23 protein-coding genes and 1 pseudogene are annotated in these 22,172 nt (G+C 35.0%); 13 read left to right on the top strand and 11 right to left on the bottom strand.

What is annotated here, in order from left to right:
• Nucleotides 1–128: 128 nt before the first annotated feature.
• The 5 genes from A9G23_RS10615 (at nt 129) to rpmE (ending at nt 4,036) form a co-directional block, all read left to right on the top strand.
• Complete coding sequence (locus A9G23_RS10615; RefSeq protein WP_065587584.1) at nt 129–590, top strand: DUF721 domain-containing protein; 462 nt, start codon at nt 129–131, stop codon at nt 588–590.
• A gap of 62 nt (nt 591–652) precedes the next feature.
• The gene (locus A9G23_RS10620; RefSeq protein ID WP_065587585.1) at nt 653–1,057 is read left to right on the top strand and encodes a YhcB family protein; all 405 of its coding nucleotides are present in this window, start codon (nt 653–655) and stop codon (nt 1,055–1,057) included.
• A gap of 81 nt (nt 1,058–1,138) precedes the next feature.
• On the top strand, nt 1,139–2,512 hold the full coding sequence (locus A9G23_RS10625; protein ID WP_065587586.1) for a Do family serine endopeptidase: 1,374 nt from the start codon (nt 1,139–1,141) through the stop codon (nt 2,510–2,512).
• Nucleotides 2,513–2,625: 113 nt separating this feature from the next.
• Nucleotides 2,626–3,678, top strand: coding sequence for an outer membrane-stress sensor serine endopeptidase DegS (gene degS, locus A9G23_RS10630; protein ID WP_065587587.1), 1,053 nt, complete (start codon nt 2,626–2,628; stop codon nt 3,676–3,678).
• Between the two features lie 142 nt (nt 3,679–3,820).
• Nucleotides 3,821–4,036 (top strand): 50S ribosomal protein L31, encoded by a 216-nt coding sequence (gene rpmE / locus A9G23_RS10635; protein WP_065557564.1) that lies wholly within the window; start codon nt 3,821–3,823, stop codon nt 4,034–4,036.
• 77 nt (nt 4,037–4,113) lie between these two features.
• Here rpmE and metJ read toward each other — a convergent pair whose 3' ends face one another.
• The gene (gene metJ / locus A9G23_RS10640; protein ID WP_065587588.1) at nt 4,114–4,425 is read right to left on the bottom strand and encodes a met regulon transcriptional regulator MetJ; all 312 of its coding nucleotides are present in this window, start codon (nt 4,423–4,425) and stop codon (nt 4,114–4,116) included.
• A gap of 177 nt (nt 4,426–4,602) precedes the next feature.
• Here metJ and metB point away from each other — a divergent pair, with 177 nt between their 5' ends.
• Nucleotides 4,603–5,769 carry a cystathionine gamma-synthase gene (gene metB / locus A9G23_RS10645; RefSeq protein WP_065587589.1) on the top strand — a complete coding sequence of 389 codons (1,167 nt, stop codon included), beginning with the start codon at nt 4,603–4,605 and terminating at the stop codon, nt 5,767–5,769.
• 72 nt (nt 5,770–5,841) lie between these two features.
• On the opposite strand, the gene citX is transcribed toward metB, so the two are convergent.
• The 7 genes and pseudogenes from citX to A9G23_RS10680 all read right to left on the bottom strand — a co-directional run.
• A complete protein-coding gene (gene citX, locus A9G23_RS10650; RefSeq protein ID WP_176700218.1) occupies nt 5,842–6,402 on the bottom strand; it encodes a citrate lyase holo-[acyl-carrier protein] synthase in 561 nt (186 codons plus the stop codon).
• A gap of 76 nt (nt 6,403–6,478) precedes the next feature.
• Nucleotides 6,479–8,008, bottom strand: coding sequence for a citrate lyase subunit alpha (citF, locus tag A9G23_RS10655; RefSeq protein ID WP_065587590.1), 1,530 nt, complete (start codon nt 8,006–8,008; stop codon nt 6,479–6,481).
• 12 nt (nt 8,009–8,020) lie between these two features.
• Entirely contained in the window at nt 8,021–8,908 is an 888-nt protein-coding gene (gene citE / locus A9G23_RS10660; RefSeq protein ID WP_065587591.1) for a citrate (pro-3S)-lyase subunit beta, read from the bottom strand.
• Nucleotides 8,905–9,195, bottom strand: coding sequence for a citrate lyase acyl carrier protein (gene citD / locus A9G23_RS10665; protein ID WP_065587592.1), 291 nt, complete (start codon nt 9,193–9,195; stop codon nt 8,905–8,907). Before citD ends, citE begins: the two co-directional genes overlap by 4 nt.
• Before the next feature lie 21 nt (nt 9,196–9,216).
• Nucleotides 9,217–10,251: a [citrate (pro-3S)-lyase] ligase gene (citC, locus tag A9G23_RS10670; RefSeq protein ID WP_065587593.1), complete on the bottom strand. Its 1,035-nt coding sequence runs from the start codon at nt 10,249–10,251 to the stop codon at nt 9,217–9,219.
• 4 nt (nt 10,252–10,255) lie between these two features.
• A complete protein-coding gene (locus tag A9G23_RS10675; RefSeq protein WP_065587594.1) occupies nt 10,256–11,101 on the bottom strand; it encodes a fumarylacetoacetate hydrolase family protein in 846 nt (281 codons plus the stop codon).
• A gap of 95 nt (nt 11,102–11,196) precedes the next feature.
• Nucleotides 11,197–12,483 (bottom strand): annotated as a pseudogene (locus A9G23_RS10680) (2-hydroxycarboxylate transporter family protein); the annotation flags it as partial.
• 282 nt (nt 12,484–12,765) lie between these two features.
• On the opposite strand from A9G23_RS10680, the gene A9G23_RS10685 reads away from it, so the two are divergent.
• The 7 genes from A9G23_RS10685 to A9G23_RS10715 all read left to right on the top strand — a co-directional run bounded on the left by A9G23_RS10685 (nt 12,766) and on the right by A9G23_RS10715 (nt 19,046).
• Nucleotides 12,766–14,355: an ATP-binding protein gene (locus A9G23_RS10685; RefSeq protein ID WP_065587595.1), complete on the top strand. Its 1,590-nt coding sequence runs from the start codon at nt 12,766–12,768 to the stop codon at nt 14,353–14,355.
• A 14-nt stretch (nt 14,356–14,369) separates the two neighbouring features.
• Nucleotides 14,370–15,071: a response regulator gene (locus A9G23_RS10690; protein WP_065587596.1), complete on the top strand. Its 702-nt coding sequence runs from the start codon at nt 14,370–14,372 to the stop codon at nt 15,069–15,071.
• A gap of 169 nt (nt 15,072–15,240) precedes the next feature.
• Nucleotides 15,241–16,212, top strand: a complete 972-nt coding sequence (locus A9G23_RS10695; protein WP_218059516.1) for a glutathione S-transferase family protein — start codon at nt 15,241–15,243, stop codon at nt 16,210–16,212.
• Nucleotides 16,213–16,234: 22 nt separating this feature from the next.
• Nucleotides 16,235–16,975: an amino acid ABC transporter permease gene (locus A9G23_RS10700; protein WP_065587598.1), complete on the top strand. Its 741-nt coding sequence runs from the start codon at nt 16,235–16,237 to the stop codon at nt 16,973–16,975.
• Nucleotides 16,972–17,730: an amino acid ABC transporter ATP-binding protein gene (locus A9G23_RS10705; protein ID WP_065587599.1), complete on the top strand. Its 759-nt coding sequence runs from the start codon at nt 16,972–16,974 to the stop codon at nt 17,728–17,730. The genes A9G23_RS10700 and A9G23_RS10705 overlap by 4 nt, the downstream gene beginning before the upstream one ends.
• 14 nt (nt 17,731–17,744) lie before the next feature.
• Nucleotides 17,745–18,170 carry a GNAT family N-acetyltransferase gene (locus A9G23_RS10710; RefSeq protein ID WP_065587600.1) on the top strand — a complete coding sequence of 142 codons (426 nt, stop codon included), beginning with the start codon at nt 17,745–17,747 and terminating at the stop codon, nt 18,168–18,170.
• 54 nt (nt 18,171–18,224) lie between these two features.
• Nucleotides 18,225–19,046: a transporter substrate-binding domain-containing protein gene (locus tag A9G23_RS10715; protein ID WP_065587601.1), complete on the top strand. Its 822-nt coding sequence runs from the start codon at nt 18,225–18,227 to the stop codon at nt 19,044–19,046.
• Nucleotides 19,047–19,923: 877 nt separating this feature from the next.
• Here A9G23_RS10715 and A9G23_RS10720 read toward each other — a convergent pair.
• The 3 genes from A9G23_RS10720 to A9G23_RS11555 form a co-directional block, all read right to left on the bottom strand.
• Nucleotides 19,924–20,526, bottom strand: a complete 603-nt coding sequence (locus A9G23_RS10720) for a hypothetical protein (protein ID WP_065587602.1) — start codon at nt 20,524–20,526, stop codon at nt 19,924–19,926.
• Between the two features lie 24 nt (nt 20,527–20,550).
• Nucleotides 20,551–21,498: a putative type VI secretion system effector gene (locus A9G23_RS10725; protein ID WP_065587603.1), complete on the bottom strand. Its 948-nt coding sequence runs from the start codon at nt 21,496–21,498 to the stop codon at nt 20,551–20,553.
• A gap of 19 nt (nt 21,499–21,517) precedes the next feature.
• Nucleotides 21,518–22,172 (bottom strand): putative type VI secretion system effector (locus tag A9G23_RS11555; protein ID WP_218059517.1); only part of this gene is annotated, 655 nt, incomplete at its 5' end.

Genomic DNA, 22,172 nt, shown 5'->3' on the forward strand with positions numbered 1-22,172 from the left:
ACTGTAAATAAAGTTTTTCAATAAGACTTTTGACGATAAATAGAGTAAATTATTGAGCTAATACTTTTTTTAGTTTTTAGAAGAAAACTTATTTTGTTATTGATTGAGAAAGTAGAGGAAGTCAAAGTATGCGTTTTAATGAGCCACAAGTATTGACGTCAATAATGACACAAGCCTCTTGTTTTTCTAAGATTCAAGAAAGAACTAATGCATTAAGAACATTGGCTAAAGTCGTTAATGACTTATTGCCATCCCCATTGCATCAACAGTGCCGAGTGGCTAATTATCGTGAAGGAGTATTGATTTTAGAGGTAAGTACAGCTGGTTGGTTAACGAGATTGAAATATGAACAAAGCAATTTAATATCTGAGATACGAAAAAATATTTTACCGTCTCTATCTTCTATTCAATATCAGATTAATCCAGATATTTCGGTAAAGTTGGCACAGAGCCATTTTCAGACTACCAAATCATTTTTAGACTCAAGTGTGATGACACCAAAAAGTGCAATGTTTTTATATGCATTAGCAGAAAATGCACCAGACAAGTTAAAAAAACAATTGATAAAACTTGCTAACCATGCAAAATAAGTGCTGATAATTAGGCTTTAATTTTATAAAATTATATATTTTAAAGATATAAGGAGTGAATTATGGATAAAGATATGTATGTTTATCTTATAATTGGGTTAGTAATTGGTTTTATTATTGGTTTTATTTTTGTGAGCGTTATTAGCCCTAAGGCGCGTAAATATGCCAAAGTTAAACAAGAGCTAGATCAAACAAAAGATGAATTAAGAGTACAAAAGCAAATGATTGCTAAGCATTTTTCGCACAGTGCAGAAATATTGGATAGTATGGCTAAGGATTTTCGTCGTCTTTATCAACATATGGCTGAAAATTCTAGCCAATTTATGGATAGTGATAATGTGCAATCTTTGGATTTTGATTCTAGTTCTGATTCAAATGAAAAAAAAGAAGTTACACTTGATAAGCAGCCTAGAGATTATTCTGATAATTCTTCTGGTTTATTTAAAACGGATGAAAATAAATCTTAAATATTATAGTTTTATTTGCCGTTACTTAATGGCAAATCATTTTTATAGAGATTAAATTTTTGTAAAAGCGAGAGTTATAAGATGATTAATTCATTAAAACACCAAAAAAAGTTGCTAAGTATTTTGACTTTAAGTTTAGGTGTAAGTTTATTTGCACTGCCGAATGCGTATGCTTCTTTTCCTTCTATCCCAACTGATAATAATGTACAGCAACCAAGTTTGGCTCCTATGTTAGAAACAGTGTTACCTTCAGTTGTAAGTATCAAAGTTGAAGGTATTGCTCAAATGCAAAATAATATGCCAGAAGAATTTAGACGATTTTTTGGTTACCCAGATAGTCAATCAAGATCGTTTACGGGTCTAGGATCTGGTGTGATTATTGATGCCGAAAAAGGCTATGTTGTGACGAATAATCATGTTATTGATAATGCCGATAAAATTACAGTTGCTCTAAATGATGGGCATGAATTTAAAGCAAAACTAATTGGTAAGGATCCACAAAGTGATATTGCATTGCTTAAGATCGATGATGCAAAAAAATTAACAGCAATTAAATTGGCCGATTCTGATAATTTGCGTGTTGGTGATTATGCTGTTGCCATTGGTAACCCATTTGGCATTGGTCAAACCGTTACTTCAGGGATTATATCAGCTTTAGCTCGCAGTGGGCTTAATATGAATGGTTTCGAAAATTTCATTCAAACAGATGCTTCAATTAACCAAGGAAACTCTGGCGGGGCACTTGTCAATTTAAAAGGTGAGCTTGTTGGTATTAATACTGCGATTATAGCACCAAGCGGTGGGAATGTTGGGATTGGCTTTGCAATTCCTAGTAATATGGTGAAAAGTTTAACTTCACAGCTTATTGAATTTGGTGAGGTAAAACGTGGTGTGCTGGGTATCAAAGGTAATGAATTAACATCTGATATAGCAAAAGCATTTGATGTTGATGTTCAAAAAGGTGCTTTTGTTAGTGAGGTTATTGAAAATTCAGCCGCGCAGGCTGCAGGAATTAAATCTGGCGATATTATTATTTCGATGGATGGTAAACCAGTTGATAGTTTTGCTGAATTAAGAGCAAAAATTGCGACAACTGGAGCTGGGCGAACTGTACTATTGGGCTTAATTCGAGATGGTAAAGAAATGTCAGTTGAGGTCAAACTAAAAAATAGTGATGAGGCAACAACCGAAGCAAAATCACTACATACTGCTCTTGATGGTGCAACACTTAGCAATGGTGAAATAAAAGGACAAAAAGGTGTTTTAATAGAAAATATTGCTAAACATTCACCAGCGTCACGACTCAGCTTACAAGAAGGAGATCTGATTACTGGCGTTAATAAAGAACGAGTAACTAATATTGCAGATCTTCGAAAAATTATTGATAGCAGTCCGTCTGTAATTGCATTGAATATAGTTCGGGGTCATACTCGTTTATATCTAATTTTACGATAATTATTTGATCTTTATATCGTCGATGCTTTGCCATCGACGAAAACTCTAATTTTAACCTTCATACAAATGTGTTAGAATTCTTACTATCCTTCTTTATTGCAATCCTGAAACTAATGCTCAAAAAAATTCTATGGCCAATATTAATTGGAACGGTTTTAGCTATTGTCTTATTGATTATTTTTCCCTCTTTACAAAAGGGAAATCAATCAAATTTTCCAAGATCAATTTTTAGTGATGATCCATTAAGTTATTCTAGTGCTGTTAAAGTCGCTGCTCCTGCCGTGGTTAATATTTATAGCCGCTCAATTAATTCTGTTTCCCAAGGATCACAAGATAGCCCGATTACTCCGCTTGGTTCAGGAGTGATTATGAGTGAGCAGGGGTATATTGTTACTAATTATCACGTTGTTGAAGATGCAGAACAAATTATTGTTGCGCTACAAGATGGACGAATTTTTGAGGCTTTATCTGTAGGTTCAGATAAACTTGTTGATATCGCTGTATTAAAAATAGAAGCTTCTAATATTCCAGCTATACTTATTAATCCTCAGCGTGAGCCCAAGATTGGTGATGTTGTCTTAGCCATAGGCAATCCTTACAATATTGGGCAAACCATTACTCAAGGTATTATTAGTGCAACAGGACGTGATGGGCTAAGCCCTTATAGAAGACAAAATTTTATCCAAACAGATGCCTCGATAAACCACGGTAATTCTGGTGGCGCACTAGTTAATACCAAAGGTGAATTAATGGGAATTAATACTCTTACTTTTGCAAAAAATTTGGGTAATGATGTTCCGGAAGGGATTGGGTTTGCGATTCCGGCTTCTTTAGCTGTTAAAATTATGAATAAATTGATTCAAGATGGAAAAATTATTCGAGGGTATATTGGTATTGATGGATTAGAATTTGCACCAACTCAAGAGCCAAGTGATATGCCAGTGGTGTTAGGTATTTTAGTTACTAATGCTGAAGGACCTTCATTGCAAGCCGGTATACAAGCGAACGATATCTTAATTATGGTGGATAATAAACCAGTTAAATCAATTGTTGAAACCATGGATCAAATAGCTGAGTTGAAACCGGGTACGACTGTCCCCATTATTGTTTTGCGAAATGGGGAAAGAATTGAACTACAAGTGACAATAGGCCAGTTATCCGTTTAACTAGTGTCTTTTATTACTTGATTAACCCAAACATTGGTCGTATAATTTGCAGCTTATCTTGTTTTTTAACATTCGTATGGTGTATAGATTTTGCTATTATAGCCATTTATATAGCGATACGAACAAATTTTAGAGGCTTATTATGAAAGAAGGTATCCACCCAGAATACACCGCAATTACAGCAACTTGCTCTTGTGGTAACGTTATTAAAACGCATTCTACTATTGGTCATGATATTCATCTTGATGTATGTGGTGAATGTCATCCGTTCTATACTGGTAAACAACGTGATGTTGCAACTGGTGGACGTGTAGATAAGTTCAAACAACGTTTTGCTATGGTTGGCGGTAAAAAATAATTTTCCAAAAAACCGTATCTGAAAAGGCGCATAATGCGCCTTTTTGCTTTTTGAAAATTAATATTTTTAGTTAATAATCAATCGAATTCTGGGGTGATGCCTAAATCTTGCATCATTTTTTGAGCTTGTTTGGGAATACCGTCTTCACGGTCTCTTTGTAAATCATCATCACAAGGTAAAGGTTGACCAGTATAAGCATGAAGAAAAGCTTCACATAATAATTCACTATTTGTTGCGTGACGTAAATTATTAACTTGTCTGCGAGTACGCTCATCAGTTAATATTTTTAATACTTTTAACGGAATTGATACTGTAATTTTTTTTACTTGCTCACTTTTTTTACCATGTTCAGCATAAGGGCTTATATATTCGCCATTCCATTCCATCATATTTTCACCAAATTACATCACAAATAATGTGGGCAATTCTAACGTTTTTTTTATCTTTCTGCAATCTACACATCAAGATAGTTAGACATCTAGACATGTTGACGTCTATATTTAGTGTGCTATTCTTATACAATCTAATCTTGAAATAAGCAAAGTATTATTTAGAGGAGTGTTATTATGGCTAGTCAATCAAACAATCTAAGCCAAGGAACTATTGCTGTTCGCGGTGGGCTCAATACTGATGATCAATATGGCAGTGTCGTACCTGTTATCACACCATCTACTTGTTATCGTTATGAAGAATTTGCTAAACCCAGAGAATTTGATTATGCGCGAAAAGCAAATCCAAGTCGGCGATTGGTGGAAGAAACAGTTGCAAAATTAGAAGGTGGTGCCGATGCTATTTTAACTAACTGTGGCATGTCAGCAATTCACCTTATTAGTGTTGCCTTATTAGCACCAAATGACTTAGTTGTTGCTCCTCATGATTGTTATGGCGGTAGCTATCGGCTTTTTAATAGTTTAAGTCAGAAAGGTTATTTTAAAGTAAAATTTGTTGATCAGTCTGACTTGGTCGCATTGCAAGAAGCATTAAGCTTACATCCCAAGTTAGTCTTGATTGAGACACCAAGTAATCCATTACTGCGTGTTGTTGATATAAAAAAAATTGCGCAACAAGCGCATGATGTAGGTGCTTTGGTTTTAGTCGATAATACGTTTATGACGCCTATTTTACAAAAACCATTGGAGCTTGGCGCTGATATTGTTACCCACTCTTGTACTAAATTTTTAAACGGACATTCGGATTTATTAGCTGGGATTTTAGTTTTTAAGGACCAACAACTTGCTACAGATGTTTTATGGTGGGCCAATAATATTGGTACGCTGACTTCATCATTTGATAGTTATCTTTTATTACGTGGATTACGAACCCTTGCTGCGCGTGTAAATTTGCAACAAGACAATGCGCAAAAAGTGGTAGGGTTTCTTGCTAATCATCCAAAAATAGCTAAAGTATTTCATCCCTCTTTACCAACTAATCTTGGACATGATATTGCTAAAAAACAGCAGAAAGGCTTTGGTTCGTTACTCAGTTTTGAATTAGTTGGCGAGGCCGATGTCATGCCGAAATTTTTAAAAGCGCTTAATATTTTTACATTGGCTCAATCACTTGGTGGAGTGGAAAGTCTTGTATGTCATCCAGCAACAATGACTCATTCAGGTATTAGTGCCGAAGCACGAAAAACGGCTGGGATTTCAGATCAATTATTGCGTATTTCGGTGGGATTGGAAGATATTACTGATTTACAGGCTGATTTACAGCAAGCACTTGAAAAAGTATAACTGATTTTTCAGATTATAATTAGGATTGATGCTATATCATATATATAGACATGCTATTCCATCAATCCGTTATTAGCAATGATTATTATCACTTTTATTTTTCTGAAATTTTTCTATCTTGTTTTCAATCGCTGTAAAAATTTCATCAATTGAATGACGTTTTGCTCTACCGCAAAGTTTTGCCGTTTTATGACAGACTAAGCATTGTCTTGGTTGGTTGTCGAATTGTGATCGTGACAGGCTTTTTTGTGTAACAATGTCAATAACATCAATATCCCACAAACGCCCTAAAGGGTGATTATTTTCAATATCAATACAGTATTTTTTAAGGACATTAGCTGAACATTTTATTGCTATAATAGCTTCTGAACCGGTGATATAGTGATAATGATCTTCATTGATTATTGCGATGTCATTTTGTAAAAAACAGTGATGTAATGTTTTGATTGCCTCGTCAAAAAGATAACGAGCACCGCTACTATTTTTTATAGCACCTGGAATAACTAGGCTTAAGGATATGATGGGATGTTTATAACATATCATTGCCTGTTTTTGGTTTTCCACTCGCTTTTCCTTGGCTAATAGCATTTGCTCAAGGTTAATTGGAGTGCCATCATCAAATTTAATTAGCATTTTTCCATTGGATAAAAACAGTAATAGCATAACACTTTTACATGTCAGGCTATTACTTTATTAATTAAAACTAAAATTAATCTTTAACTTCACGCACGACATCAATAACTGAACCGTCGCGGAAATGGACAATACCAACAATTTTATCTTTAAACTCGATTGGTTTTGGCTCACCAGTTAAAGATACAGCACGTTGATAAAGCTCTTCAATGCTCATAATTGGTAAATTAGCTGCTTTTAAACGTTCAGCAATTTCTGGACGATTAGGATTAACCGCAATACCATGGTCAGTTACTAGCACATCAACGCTTTCACCAGGAGTGACTAATGTTGTTACCTTTTTAATTACCGTTGGAATACGGCTACGAATAAGTGGCGCAACAACGATTGTTAAGTTGGCACCAGCAGCAGTATCACAGTGACCGCCAGATGCACCACGCATAACGCCGTCAGAACCCGTTAATACATTAACATTGTAATCAAGGTCAATTTCTAAAGCACTTAAAATAACAATATCAAGTTCATCAACGCTCGCACCTTTTGATGCCGGGTTCGCATAAACGTTGGTTGATACTTCAATATGATCTTTATTTTTACCCAAAGATTGTCCAGCTGTGCCATCAAAGCTTTGAGTGTCTAATAAACGTTTAACTAAACCTTTTTCATGAAGATCAACAATACTTGCGGTAATACCACCTAATGCAAATGATGCAGTAATATTTTTCGCACGCATACGATTTTCAAGGAAACGCGTTGCCGCAGTTGACGATGCACCCGAACCAGTTTGAATTGAAAAACCATCTTTGAAATAGCCTGAATGTTCAATAACGTCAGCTGCATAACGCGCGATCATCAGTTCGCGTGGATTGCTAGTGATACGCGCTGCACCTACACTAATTTTAGTTGGATCACCCACCTCATCAACTTTAACAATATAGTCAACTTGATCTTGGCGAATACTTGCCGGATGGTTAGGATATCCAACGATATCTTCAGTTAGTAGTACCACTTTTTTAGCAAATTGTGCATCGACCATAGCATAACCAAGTGCACCACATTGTGATTTACCCGATACCCCATTGGCGTTACCTTGTTCATCAGCTGTTGATACGGCTAAAAATGCGATATCAATGTTAATTTCACCACTTTGGATAAGTTTTACTCGACCACCATGAGAATGGATATGAACAGGGTTTTCCATTAAGCCGTGAGAAATCGCATCGGCTAACTTACCTCGTAGACCAGAGGTATAAATTTTAGTAATGACACCTGATTCGATATGAGGTATTAAAGCCGAGTTACAACTTAATAATGAACTTGAAGCTAACGTTAAGTTTTTAATGCCTAACTTACTGATCGTTTCAACAACTTTATTGATAACCTTATCACCTTCACGGAATGCGTGGTGAAAAGAGATAGTCATACCATCACGTAATTCACATTTTTTTATTGCCTGTTCAATAGAATCACACAATTTACGCGTGTATTTAGACTCATCTTTTAAATAAGGTGTTGTTGCGTTAGCATCAACAAAAGGCGTAATATTCTTGAGATCAGGGTGCTGTTTAAGCAAATCATCAATTTTTTTGTTTATAGAAGTAGTCATTTTTCAATCCTATCAAATTTCTTTACGTACACCGGAATATTTAGCCAACTCGATAACTTTTCTAGCACGAGCAATAATCGGTGCATCAATCATTTTGCCGTTTAAGGAAATAACGCCAAGGCCTTTTCTTTCACCTTCTTCTGCTGCTTCAACCACTTTTTGAGCATGCTCAACTTCAGCTGCGGTTGGAGCATAAGCATTATGTAATAGTTCAATTTGTCTTGGATTGATCAGTGATTTACCGTTATATCCGAGTTTTTTGATTAGGCTAACTTCTTTTAAGAAACCTTCATCATCATTAACATTTGAATACACCACATCAAAGGCATCAATGCCAGCTACACGTGCTGCATGTAATACTGCGCAGCGAGCATAAAATAACTCAGTACCATCGCCACGCTCAGTTTGCATATCAACAAGATAGTCAAATGCAGCTAGTGCAATACCAATTAAACGTGGGGAAGATTTAGCAATAGAAACGGCATTAACAACCCCTTGAGCGGATTCAATCGCGGCCATTAATTTAGTGCTGCCCACTTCACGCCCACACTCTTTTTCAATTCTTTCAACGTGTGCTTCTAACTCATGAATATCTTCAGCGCAGTTAGTCATCGGTAAACGTACTACGTCAACACCAGCCCTTACTACTGCTTCAAGGTCTTTTAAACCAAATGGAGTGTCAAGTGCATTGATTCGAACCACCGTTTCAATTCCGTGCTCTTTATAAACAGGAAGAAGCAATGTTTGTGCCACTAATAAACGTGCTGAATCCTTTTCTTTAATTGAAACAGCATCTTCAAGATCAAACATGATCGAATCAGGTTTATAAACAAACGAAGTTGATAACATTGCGGCGTTTGCACCTGGAAGAAATAGCATACTTCGACGTAATTTTTTCATAGTAATTTACTCCAATCTAAGTTTTCTTCTTCTGCGCCACGTAATACTGCACATTGAACTCTGGCTTTAATAGCACAATCAAGTGCACCTTTATCATCAATAATAATTAAACCGTCGGTTACATTAAGCTCATTTAAAGTTTGCTCAACAACTGCACGGATTTGATCGCCAAATTGTTTATTAACATCACTATTAATGACAACTTCAATTCCGGTGTTTGGCATGACTTTGACTAACAAATCGCTAGATTCAAGAGTCCCTGCCATGGCTTCTTTTTGTATTTTCATTTTTTTACCTTTTAAAACGTATTAAATTTTAAATTTATCCAAATTAGCTGAAAGGTAATCCCATGTAGTAGATGGAACCAGCTTTTTTACCTCTTCATATTGCCCAGATGCCAATAATTTTCGTACTAATGAGGCCGATACAATAGTATCACCTTCAGTTATTCGTGGAACTTCAACAACAGTAATAGCTGAATGATCACTGACAGTTTTATTTTCAAGCCAATAAGACATCGCTTCATTATAAGCCTTAGTGACTTCATCACAAGGTTCAGTACCAACAAATCGATAGGTAATATTAAGGGTTGGCGCGATATAATTTCGGAATATAAGCAAATCGATACCCATATAGGCTCGATCAATTTTTGCCTTATCTTTTAGAAAATAAGTTGGGAATGTTGCTCTTGAAATAATATAAGGTGAACTTGCATGCACAGTAACATTTTTTATCTGTTTAGTACCATCTTCAACTAACTTTAAACGTGTATCAAATGAAAATTGCGATGCATTTTCATTCACGACAAAAACATGTAACCAATCACATTGACTTGCAGCATATTGGATAAGATATTGATGACCTTTAGTGAAAGGATTAGCATTCATAACAATGCTACCTATTTTATTCCCCTCTTTTTGCTGTGTGCTTAGTTGTTTACAATATAGCCTTATTCCAACTGGATTGTTTTCCATTAGGACAACAAGATCGGTTATTTCAACAATAGGATAAAAGCCACATCCTTTAAAAAAATCTATATTTTCAGGCTTTGTATATAAAAAAAGGTGAAAATAGCCACTTTCGTTAGCATATTTTATGGTGTGATCCATTAAAGTTAGATTTAGCTGATTACCTCGATAATTGGGATCAATGGCAACACATTTGATAATATTGTGATCGATTCCTGCACAAGCAATAATTTTTGCGTTAACTTTTGCTACCATAAAAACAGTAACTTGTGAGTCAAGGTCAAGATTAGCTTGAGATAGCAACTGTTTAACTTCTCGATAATCTTGTTCTTTTTTAGAAATATCAATAACGGTATAATCAACCAAATCGTACATAATTTTACCTTTCTTCAGCTACTACATAATTGATTAAACGACCAATTCCTGTAATTTCGACCTCTATTGTATCACCATCTTTCATAAATACTGGTGGATTACGTTTTTTACCAACCCCACCTGGTGATCCTGTAAGAATAACATCTCCTGGGGATAAATGCGTAAAAGTACTAATATAAGAAATTAATTCAGGTACAGTATGCACAAGATTTTTGACTGAATCATGTTGCATTTGTTCGCCATTTAAATAAGTGGTTAAAGATAATACTTTTGGATCAGGAATTTCATCGCTCGTTGTAATACATGGACCGAACGCCCCTGTGCTTGGCCAGTTTTTTCCTGCGGTAAACCACGTGTATTGCCAGTCACGTATTGAACCATCCATATAACAGCTATAACCAGCTACATATGATAACGCATCTTCTTGCTTAATACGAAAACCAGCTTTACCAATAATAATAGCTAATTCGCCTTCATAATCCAACTCATTAGTAATGGCTGGTTTAATAATGTTGGTTTTATGACCAGTTTGTGAGTCAGGAAAACGAACAAAAAGCGTCGGTGCTGAGCTAGTTTCATTAAATTCTGCTCGTTTTTCGGCATAGTTCATGCCAACGCATAAAATTTTGTTTGGATTTGGAATGACGGGTAAATAAGTAATGTCTTGTTCATCAATGTCACTTGGGGCATCAAGATACGTTTTGGCAACAGATAGCCCTTCTTTGTCGGCAAGTAGTGCTTTTAAATCGGCGTATTTATTACCTAATTTTTGCTTTAATTCAACAATACCGTTATGAGTGAGAAGACCAAAACTTGCTCTACCAGAGACAAGATAACTGACAAGCTTCATGAAAACTCCTTAAAAGCTGTTTTATGTTAATTGGAAATATAAAATAAAAAGAACAACCTTAGTATAAACTAAGGTTGTTCATTAATATGTTAAATCTATACTAAGAAATTGCCGAGAATGAGTAATGATATTGACACATTAATTGCACCACCAATACGAGTTGCAATTTGTGCAAATGGCATAAGTTCCATCCGTTCTGCGGCAGTTAAGATTGCCACGTCGCCTGTTCCACCTTGACCACTTTGACAACAAGAAATAACAGCAGCATCAACAGGGTACATACCAAGTTTTTTAGCAACAAAGAAACCAGTAGTAACTAAGCTAACTACTGTACAAACAATAACAATTAGGTTTGTGATTGTGAATGCATCTACAATTTTTTCCCAAGGCGTGATTGCAACACCTACCGCAAATAAAATTGGGTAAGTAACAGAAGTTTGGAAAAATTTATAAACTACTTGTGAACCACTTAATACTTTAGGTGAAACACCAGATACTAATTTAACAAAAACTGCTGCAAATAGCATTCCTACTGGCGCTGGAATTCCGGTTAATTTGTGACCAATCATGCCGACCATATAAAGAATAGCTGCTAATAATACACCTGAAGCAAATGTAGTTACATCAATAATCGATTCAGTTTTAGCTGCTTTTTTATCAGCAACTTCATCATCTGCAGGTAATAGTCGACCATTACCAGTTAAGTGCGGATAAGCTTTACCGATACGATTAAGGATACCACCACAAATAATACCAGTTAAACCGCCTAACATTACGATTGGTAACACACGACCAAGCGCATCACCTTGCTCCATACCTAAAATTGAAGCGTATCCGATTGAAAGTGGAATTGCACCTTCACCAACACCACCGGCCATAATAGGTAATACTAAGAAGAAGAATGTTTCAAATGGTGTTAAACCAAGTAAATAACCAACGCCTACACCAACAAGCATACCAACGATTTCACCACATACCATTGGGCCGAAGATTTTTAAGAATCCTTGGATAAGTGTTTTCTTATCCATATTCATAATACTACCCACGATGATACAGCATATATATAAATAAAGAATATGCGTATCTTTATAGAATTTGGTCGTTGCTTCAACAACTGGTTTAGGTAAAATACCATAATAAACAAGTGCAGATGGAATAAAAGTTGCACAAATTGCGGCAGCGCCCATTTTACCCACGATTGGTAAGCGTTTACCAATTTCACCACATAGGAAACCAAAGAAAGCACAAGTTACTACCATCACAACGATTTCGCTAGGTAATTTACCTGTTACCAACACTTCAGTAAAGATAAGGATACCGGCAATAATAAATAATGGAAGTGGGATTACACCAATTTTATAATTGTCCATAAGGCGCCACCAATTATATGGCCAGCCATATAGCTTCTCTTCAATAGGATTACCTGTTGATTCTTTTCCATTAATATTTTTTTCAGATGAGTTAAAATTCACCATTTAATTTTTTCTCCAAAATAACTTAATTTTATTCAAATTTAATGGAGTGTATCTTTACAAAAATTTAATAAAATTTTTGTGATATACATCATAAATTAACTATGGTTTTTATGGTTTTAAAGGCTATATGTTTTTTTATGCTGTGTTACACTTATTTCACTTTAATTTAAAAGCAAATGTAAAATAAAAATGCGAAGAAAAATCCAATTATCGTTTACAACAAAACTTTTTTTATCTCTTTTGTTTTTTTCTTTGATTGTCTTTGCGTTATTACAAAGCTATATTTGGAACACGACAGAAACAAATTTGTATCGAAGCTTGGGCGAAAAAGCACAGATTCAAGCAAAAGAGTTATCTGTTTTACCAAGTTTAATTGAATATGTCAACGATAAAGACACTAATAAAATAGCCAATTTAATCATAGGAATATTTGAACAAAGCGATGCGAGCTATATTGTTATTGGCGATGCTAATGCCAACCGTCTATTTCATACCGCTAATAGTCCTTTACACTCCCCCATGGTTGGTGGCGATAATCAAGAGGTTCTCAACGGTAATAGTAGCATATCCATTAGTGAGGGTTCTCTTGGGTTAGCATTAAGGGGTAAAGCACCGATTGTCGAACATGGTAAAATTATAGGGATTGTCTCGGTTGGTTATATGATTGATGATATTTATGCATTGCATATACAGCAATTTATACCTTTTATCTTTTTTTGTTCATTATTGTTCTTAGCTTTATTTATCTTTTCATACTGTTTTTCAAAAGCAATTAAGAAACAGATGTTTAATTTAGAACCTAAAGCAATTGCACTACTAGTCAAAAGTCAAAAGTCAATCATGGAATCGATTTTTGAAGGAGTTATTGCAATTGATCTTAATTATAAAATTATCAATATTAATCAATCTGCCCGCACAATGTTAGATATTAAGATAAGTGACGATGATTTGCTTGAACATGATTTGAGTGAGTTTATTAAATCAAGTGACTTTATTTATAAAAATGAAAACCAAACCAAAGATATGCATGATCATATTTGTTATTTCAATAACATTATTGTCATTGCAAGCAAAGTTCCGGTGATCATTGATGATAAAATTCAAGGCTGGGTAATTACGTTTCGTAACTTTGATGATATTAATATATTAAGTATGCAATTAACACAAGTAACTCAATATATTGATAATTTACGCGCATTAAGGCATGAGCATCTTAATTGGTTGGCAACGTTATCGGGTTTAATTTATATGAAACGGTATGAAGAAGCTCAGTCTTTTATCGCATTGCATTCTGCTGATAATCAAAGTAATTTAGACTTTATTACCGCACATTTTAAGATACCAGCTGTATGTGGTTTATTAATTGGTAAATATTCAAAAGCACACGAATTTGGTTTAAATCTACTATTTGATCCTGCATGTCAATTAAGTGCATTACCTTCACTCATATCCGAAATAGAATTTATGTCAATTTTAGGTAATTTGCTTGATAACGCTTTTAATGCCAGTTTGAAAAATGATCTTGGTGATAAAACAATTTATTTATATCTTAGTGATGCAACAGATGAAATTGTACTTGAAATCAGTGACCAAGGTTGTGGTATCGATGAAAATATTCGTGATTCAATTTTTGAACCTGGCGTCACATCTCAAGAGGGTAAAGAACATGGCATTGGTTTACACCTTGTTTCAACCTATATAAAAAAATCCAATGGTTATATTACATTTGAAGATAATACCCCCTATGGAACCATTTTTTCTGTATTCATACCTAAATAATAGAAAGGCATTATATGAAAGAATTTCATGAAGATCACATTAAAGTACTTATTGTTGAAGATGAGCCCATTTTAGCAGAACTCAATGCCGAGTTTATTCAAAAAGACACAAAGGTCAAAGTGATTGGTATCGCGTCGAATTTATCCGAAGCTAAAAAAATGGTAGAAAAACTAAAACCAACCTTAATATTACTCGATAACTATTTGCCTGATGGTAAAGGAATAGAGTTATTTGAATATATCATCAACAATCATTTAGATTGCTATGTTATTTTTATTACCGCTGCAAGTGATATGGATACGTGTAGTAAAGCAATTCGTTTAGGCTCGTTTGATTATTTGATTAAACCCGTCTCTTATCAACGATTAAAGCATTCGCTTGAGCGTTTTGAACTCTTTTTATATCGACAAAGTTTACAAAAACACGTTAATCAGCGAAAAATTGATGAGCTTTTCAATTTGCAAACTAAAGACTTTGTTAATATGAACCGACACTCAAAAGGCATTGAGGAAATCACATTACAAAAAGTGAAAGACATTTTTATGCAGAGTGATAAAGCTCTCACCGTTGACGAAATAGTAGAGAAAGCCAATATTAGCAAAACAACTGCTAGGCGATATTTAGAATATTGTGTCCAAATCAAATTACTAACAGTCGAACTTAATCACGGAAAAATTGGTCGTCCAGAAAGATTATATAGACGTTTAGGAAAATAAATATTTAAGTTAAGATAATTTTCATATAGTGATTTATCTTCTATATAATTGATAATTATATAAATATGCTTATTTGTTATTTTAACTGCCAAATATTTGATGCTAGATTGAACTAACCTAGTTGTCAGATAGTTAAATTTTGCAGTACCAAATGATAAGGAGTAAGCGTATGTCTTTGGCTATAGGAAAGATCGTTACTAATGAAAATAATGAGATTGGTAAAGATGGCGCATTTATCCGCCAAACTAACCGATTTGATACACCATTTGGTGATAAACCCGGACAGTTACCCATTGAAGCGAGTCGTTATCGTTTAATTTGGGCAGCTATTTGCCCTTGGGCACACCGCTCAATGATAGCTATTAAATTATTGGGGTTAGACGATGTAATTAGTATCGGTAAAGTAAGTCCGATTAGAACTTCTCATGGTTGGGAATTTTCGCTTGATGTTGGCGGTGTTGATCCTGTACTGGGTATTCGTTATCTACCTGAAATCTATGCTTCAACAGATCCTGAATATGATGGCAGGGCGACAGTGCCAACCGTTGTCGATGTAAAAACAGGCAAAGTGGTCAACAACGATTATTTTAAGCTGACTTATTATTGGGAAACTGCATTTAAACCTTTCCATAAAACGGACGCACCTGACCTTTATCCTGAACAATTACGAGCGGATATTGATGCGCTAAACGATGTAATATTCCATGAAGTCAATAATGGGGTATATAAAGCGGGTTTTGCACGTTCGCAAAAAGCATATGAAGATGCTTATCATCTTGTTTTTAATCGATTAGATAAGCTAGAACAGCGTTTGAGTCAATCACGTTATCTGTTTGGTGATAAAATAACTGATTCTGATATTCGCCTCTATGTGACATTGGCTCGATTTGATGTTGCCTACTATGGTGCATTTAAAACTAATCGTAACCGAATTATCGACTATCCCAACTTATGGGCTTATGCTCGAGATCTTTATCAAATGCCTGCTTTTGGGGAAACAACTGATTTTGAAGCAATAAAAAAAGGCTATTTTTTGGGCGATAATGCGCATAATCCTTATGATATTTTACCCTTAGGTCCAGATGTGAGTCATTGGCATACACCACATAACCGAGATAAACAGTTTAGTTCAAGTCACTAATTTAGTTAATGGGATAATGATAATGCCAAATATATTAGATGTTGGATTGATTTTTACTCAAATCCCAATGTTACTTGGTTATTTGCCTGTAACTCTTTTTATTACTTTTTTCTCGATGTTACTTGGGGTAATGCTCGGTCTGATTATTGCTATCATCAAAATGAATAAAATACCGATATTATCACAAATAGCAGCGGTATTTGTCTCTTTTATAAGAGGAACGCCATTATTAGTACAGCTCTATTTAAGCTTTTATGGTATTCCTATCTTACTGCGTTATATCAATTATTTTTATGATACTCACTATAATATTAATGGCATATCCCCAATATTTTTTGTGTTAATTGCCTTTTCGTTTAACGAGGCAGCCTATAATTCAGAAACAATCCGCGCCGCATTACAGTCTGTGAATAAAGGTCAGATTGAAGCTGCGCAATCATTGGGCATGACCTATAGCCAATTGTTACGTAGAATTGTCATTCCTGAAGCTATTATTGTGGCCTTACCTAATTTAGGTAATGCGCTAATTGGTTTACTAAAAGGCACATCATTAGCGTTTGTCTGTTCGGTGACCGAAATGACCGGTCGAGGGAAAACTTTAGCTGGGCATAATTATCGTTATTTTGAAGTTTATATTTCATTGGCATTAATTTACTGGGCATTAACCATTATTATTGAACTGATTATGAAATATTTAGAAAAGCGTTTAACCATTTCTGACAGTGTTAACACTCCAAGTTATCGCCGAGGAAAATTATTATGATTAATGTGCAAAATTTAACATTATCTTTTCATCATAATCTGATATTGGATCACCTTAATTTTCACATTCATCCCCATGAAATTGTCGCGATTATTGGGGCATCCGGTGCCGGTAAATCAACGCTATTAAGGTGTTTAAATTTATTAGAAAAACCACAACAAGGTAAGATCCGTATTGATCATTTTGAATTTGATGTCAGTTGTAGAAAAAGGCATAAAATTGTCGCATTTCGTCAGCAAACAGCAATGGTGTTTCAACAATTCAATTTATTTCAACAAAAAAATGCGTTAGAGAATGTTATGGAAGGGCTAATGATTGTGAAAAAATACCCAAAGGATAAAGCCCAGCAGATAGCCTATGAAAAATTGGCTCAGGTTGGTCTTGCTGAGCGAATTTATCATTATCCAAAACAATTATCAGGTGGGCAACAGCAACGAGTTGCAATTGCCAGAGCATTAGCTATGGAACCGAAAGTGTTATTGCTTGATGAGCCCACCTCGGCACTTGATCCTGAACTAGTGGGTGAAGTATTAGCAACCATCAAAATAGCCGCTAAATCAGGTATTACTATGATGTTAGTTTCTCATGAAATGAGTTTTGTACATGACATTGCAACTCGGGTGTTATTTTTAGATAAAGGGCAAATCATTGAAGATGGTTCACCGCAGCAGGTGTTTTCAAATCCAACTCAACCAAGAACGAAAGATTTTTTAGCCAGATATTATTCTGCTGGGCATATAGATTATGAAATTTAATAAATGGAGTATGGATGAATATTATTATTCAGCAACATTGTGATGGGATTAATTGGCAAGAAGTTGCTGATTTACTCGCTTTTTATGGACTTAGTTCATTGGATGCTAAGACACAAGAGCAAGTGTTTCGTAATAGCTATGCTGTTGTATTTTTATTGGAACAAGATCGCATTGTAGGTGTTGGACGTGCATTATCTGATGGTGTTTGTCAGGCGGCTATATATAACATTGCATTGGCAAAACACCTACATGGACAACAGTATGGACGGCTGCTTGTTGATAAACTCGTTGAACAAGTAAAACAGTGCAATATCATTCTTTACACCCATCCACAAACTGTCAAGTTTTATAAAAAATTAGGCTTTGAAGTAATGAAAACGGGCATGGTACGTTATCAGGTTGATCATCTAACGGATATGAAAAACATGGGGTTTATTTAAAATATCGATAAAAAACAGTTCTAATTTGAGCTAAATTTACAGGGGAATAGTTTTATGAATTACAAAAAATGGTTAAGTATTTTAGCAGTAGGGTCTTTATTGTTAACTGGCTGTGATAACCAAAAGAAGGCCTCAGAGGCAAAAGGTAAAGAAACAATTATTATTGCAACATCGGGCGCGCCGAGCCCATTCACCACAGTAGATGAGAAAGGTGAGTTAATGGGGTATGATATTGATGTGGTAAAAGCTATATTTGCCACGCTACCACAATATGAAATTAGCTTCGAACTTACTGAGTTTCCATCGGTTTTAGCCGGGCTTGATGCGCAGCGTTATCAGGTGGGTGCCAATAATTATGCCATGAATGAAAAGCGCAAAGAAAAGTATTTTTATTCTGAGCCTATTTTTAAAAACCAATATGCCATTGCGGTGGCAAAAAACAATAACGATATTAAACAGTTTGCCGATCTAAATGGCAAATCAACCGAAGTGACACCAGGACTGAATTATGCTACCGCATTAGCGCTTTATAATGAACAGCATCCCAATAATCCTGTCAAAATTGTTTATAGTGAGGCCGACTTATTGTCCGTACTGCAACATGTTGAAACTGGGCAATATGATTTTCAATTAATCGATAAAGTAATGCTATCACAATTGATTAACGAACATAATCTTAATCTTAAAATAATAGAATTAAACAAAGAAGATGCTGATCGTATTGGTTCGCCATACAGTTACTTATTGATCAGTAAAGGAGCTAAAGGCGAACAGTTAACCAAAGATATCAATGAGGGTATCACAAAGATCATTAGCAATGGTGAATTATCGAAAATAAGTGATCACTATTTTCGTGCTGATTACTCACCTGAATAATCAATTTTCCTATTCTTTTGGATTGATAATCGATTCTTTTATGCTCATGGCAGATAAATATCGGTTATCATCTCATCAGGTCGAATATTTAAGCCAACATTGACATAATGAAAAATGGGGGCAAAGAGAGCCATTTGCACACCACCTTGTGGAAGCTAAGTTTCGAACAAGTAAATGATAGCTTGATTCTTTGTTTTGGAACCAATGTTTCTAGCCTTAACACAGCATAGGTGGCTGATTATTTTATTGATAATTCCATAAGGATTTTTGGAAATTGATTTATCAATTAATAAACTAAATTCAACGCGCTGTTTTTCTAAAGGTATGGTATTCGGATTTGTGTAGTGAATGCCATAACTTTGGTATTGTTAGCAATCTAAAAGATTGTTCTCTTGTCACCATTTAATTAGTTTATTGACGGTTTTCATTTTCTAATAAAGGTGAATCGTAATGTTCAATAACTGCTAATTGTGTAATAGGGGGATGGTACAATTTGTATTTTCATAATATATACCGGTAAAGAAATTTTAATTAAACTGAATATTATTGCTTGTTTACTTCTAGCGAAATCCTCAAAACCATTAAAATCTTAATTTAGTAAAATGATTTTATTTAATTTTTTCGTGTTATTTTCTGATACAAAACAAACCTATTTTCGCCAAAAAAACTTCAGGAAACGTATTGATTTTATTATGTTTTTTATTTAAAATTCTGCTGAGTCAAAAATAAGTAATCGCAATTAAATTAACCGACTCTAGGAATTAAATTTCGTTTTATTAATTCGGTGCCAAGTTGATAGAGATTTTGTCATCTTATAGGATAAATATTGAAATTAAAAAAATGCAATTAATGCAGAAATAAAAAATCTGATCAGATACTATCTTACGAAGAAGAGCATAGTAATTATCATTGGGATAAAGTAAGCGATCATCATGGAATAATACGCTATGAGCACCTTTATCCATGTTGTAAATTCCGCCAAAACATAAAGGGACAAGTGGATAATTTGTTCACTGGGTTTGAGCATGGCGTACACTTCGTAATGGTCAGCGTGCTTTTCGGCGACCACCTCGACCTGATCGCCATCATTAAATTTATAAAAACCGAGCCAACCTTTTAACGTAATGGTGTCATTTAATTTAGCGGTAATATATTGTGCATCCACATAATTACTACGGTCATTACCATTGGCATGGCCTAAGCCAGCCAGCGCAGCAATGCTATTACCATTTAAAGTGGCAAGTAGTGCGCCCTTTCTAAGCTGGTTGTTGTGTTTTTGTTTTTGCTCGTCACTTAAATAAGCACCATCCCCCAGCTGTGCATAGCAAAACAGACCTTTAAATTCGGATAGGGTGCCGGTTAATTTAACCAAATTTTTGGGCGGTAGGATTGGATCGGTAATACTAATACCGGTTTTTTTTAATAGCTGCTCTTTATCTTTATAGATAGGGTCGTTACCATCATATTTTGCGTAAGGCATAATAATATTCTCTAACGTATTATTTTATTTTTTTCTGTTTTTATTATTAACTCGTAAGGGTGTCTTGCCTTTTTTGCATAATACCTCTGGATCGTAATAAAAAAATCCCCAACCTGCACCGGGTTCAGGCGGCTTAATAAATTGATCCGTGATGCTATATTTAGTTGAATATTTACCTTGTCCAATTAATTTAACTATATATCGTTTACTTATTTTGACTAAATTGATATTGGTGACATTTTGCCAATCCAATACTGTAAAAATGCGCTCGGCAAGGGTAATGTATGTCACGATTGAATTTTTATAAACCATAAAAAAAGCTGCCCCTAATATTACCCCTAATGTACTAAAACCAATGGTCAGATTTTCCAACGAAAAATCGAGAAAAAAGTAGTTCATAAGTAGAGTGCAAACAATATAAAATATAAAAAAAGGTATATAAAAGTGCTTAAAGGCTTGTTTTCTTCCCCCTAGACATGGCGGAATGAGCGAGATAATTTGTTCACTGGGTTTGAGCATGGCGTACACTTCGTAATGGTCAGCGTGCTTTTCGGCGACCACCTCGACTTGATCGCCATCATTAAATTTATAAAAACCGATCCAACCTTTTAACGTGATGGTGTCATTTAATTTGGCGCTAATATATTGTGCTTGCACATAATTACTACGGTCATTACCATTGGCATGCCCTAAGCCAGCCAGCGCAGCAATGCTATTACCATTTAAAGTAGCAAGTAGTGCGCCCTTTCTAAGCTGGTTGTTGTGTTTTTGTTTTTGCTCGTCACTTAAATAAGCGCCATCAGCAAGTGGTGCATAGCAAAACAGACCTTTAAACTCGGATAGGGTGCCGGTTAATTTCACCAAATTTTTGGGCGGTAGGATTGGCTCGGTAATACTAATACCGGTTTTTTTTAATAGCTGCTCTTTGTCTTTATAGATAGGGTCGTTACCATCATATTTTGCGTAAGGCATAATAATATTCTCTAACGTATTATTTTCTTTTTTTTCTGTTTTTATTTTTAACGCGTAAAGGAGGCCTGCCTTTTTTGCATAATACCTCTGGATCGTAGTAAAAAAAACCCCACCCTTCGCCAGGTTTTGGGGGTCTAATATATTGATCGGTAATATCATATTTAGTTGAATATTTACCTTGTTCAATTAATCTAACTATATATTGTTTACTTATTTTTACTAAATTGATATTGGTGACATTTTGCCAATCCAATACTGTAAAAATGCGCTCGGCAAGGGTAATGTATGTCACGATTGAATTTTTATAAACCATAAAAAAAGCTGCCCCTAATATTACCCCTAATGTACTAAAACCAATGGTCAGATTTTCCAACGAAAAATCGAGAAAAAAGTAGTTCATAAGTAGAGTGCAAACAATATAAAATATAAAAAAAGGTATATAAAAGTGCTTAAAGGCTTGTTTTCTTCCCCCTAGACATGGCGGAATGAGCGAGATAATTTGTTCACTGGGTTTGAGCATGGCGTACACTTCGTAATGGTCAGCGTGCTTTTCGGCGACCACCTCGACTTGATCGCCATCATTAAATTTATAAAAACCGATCCAACCTTTTAACGTGATGGTGTCATTTAATTTGGCGCTAATATATTGTGCTTGCACATAATTACTACGGTCA

Origin of the sequence: Gilliamella sp. App4-10, from assembly GCF_001690495.1 — a bacterium.
GTDB classification, from domain to species: Bacteria; Pseudomonadota; Gammaproteobacteria; order Enterobacterales; family Orbaceae; genus Gilliamella; species Gilliamella apicola_G.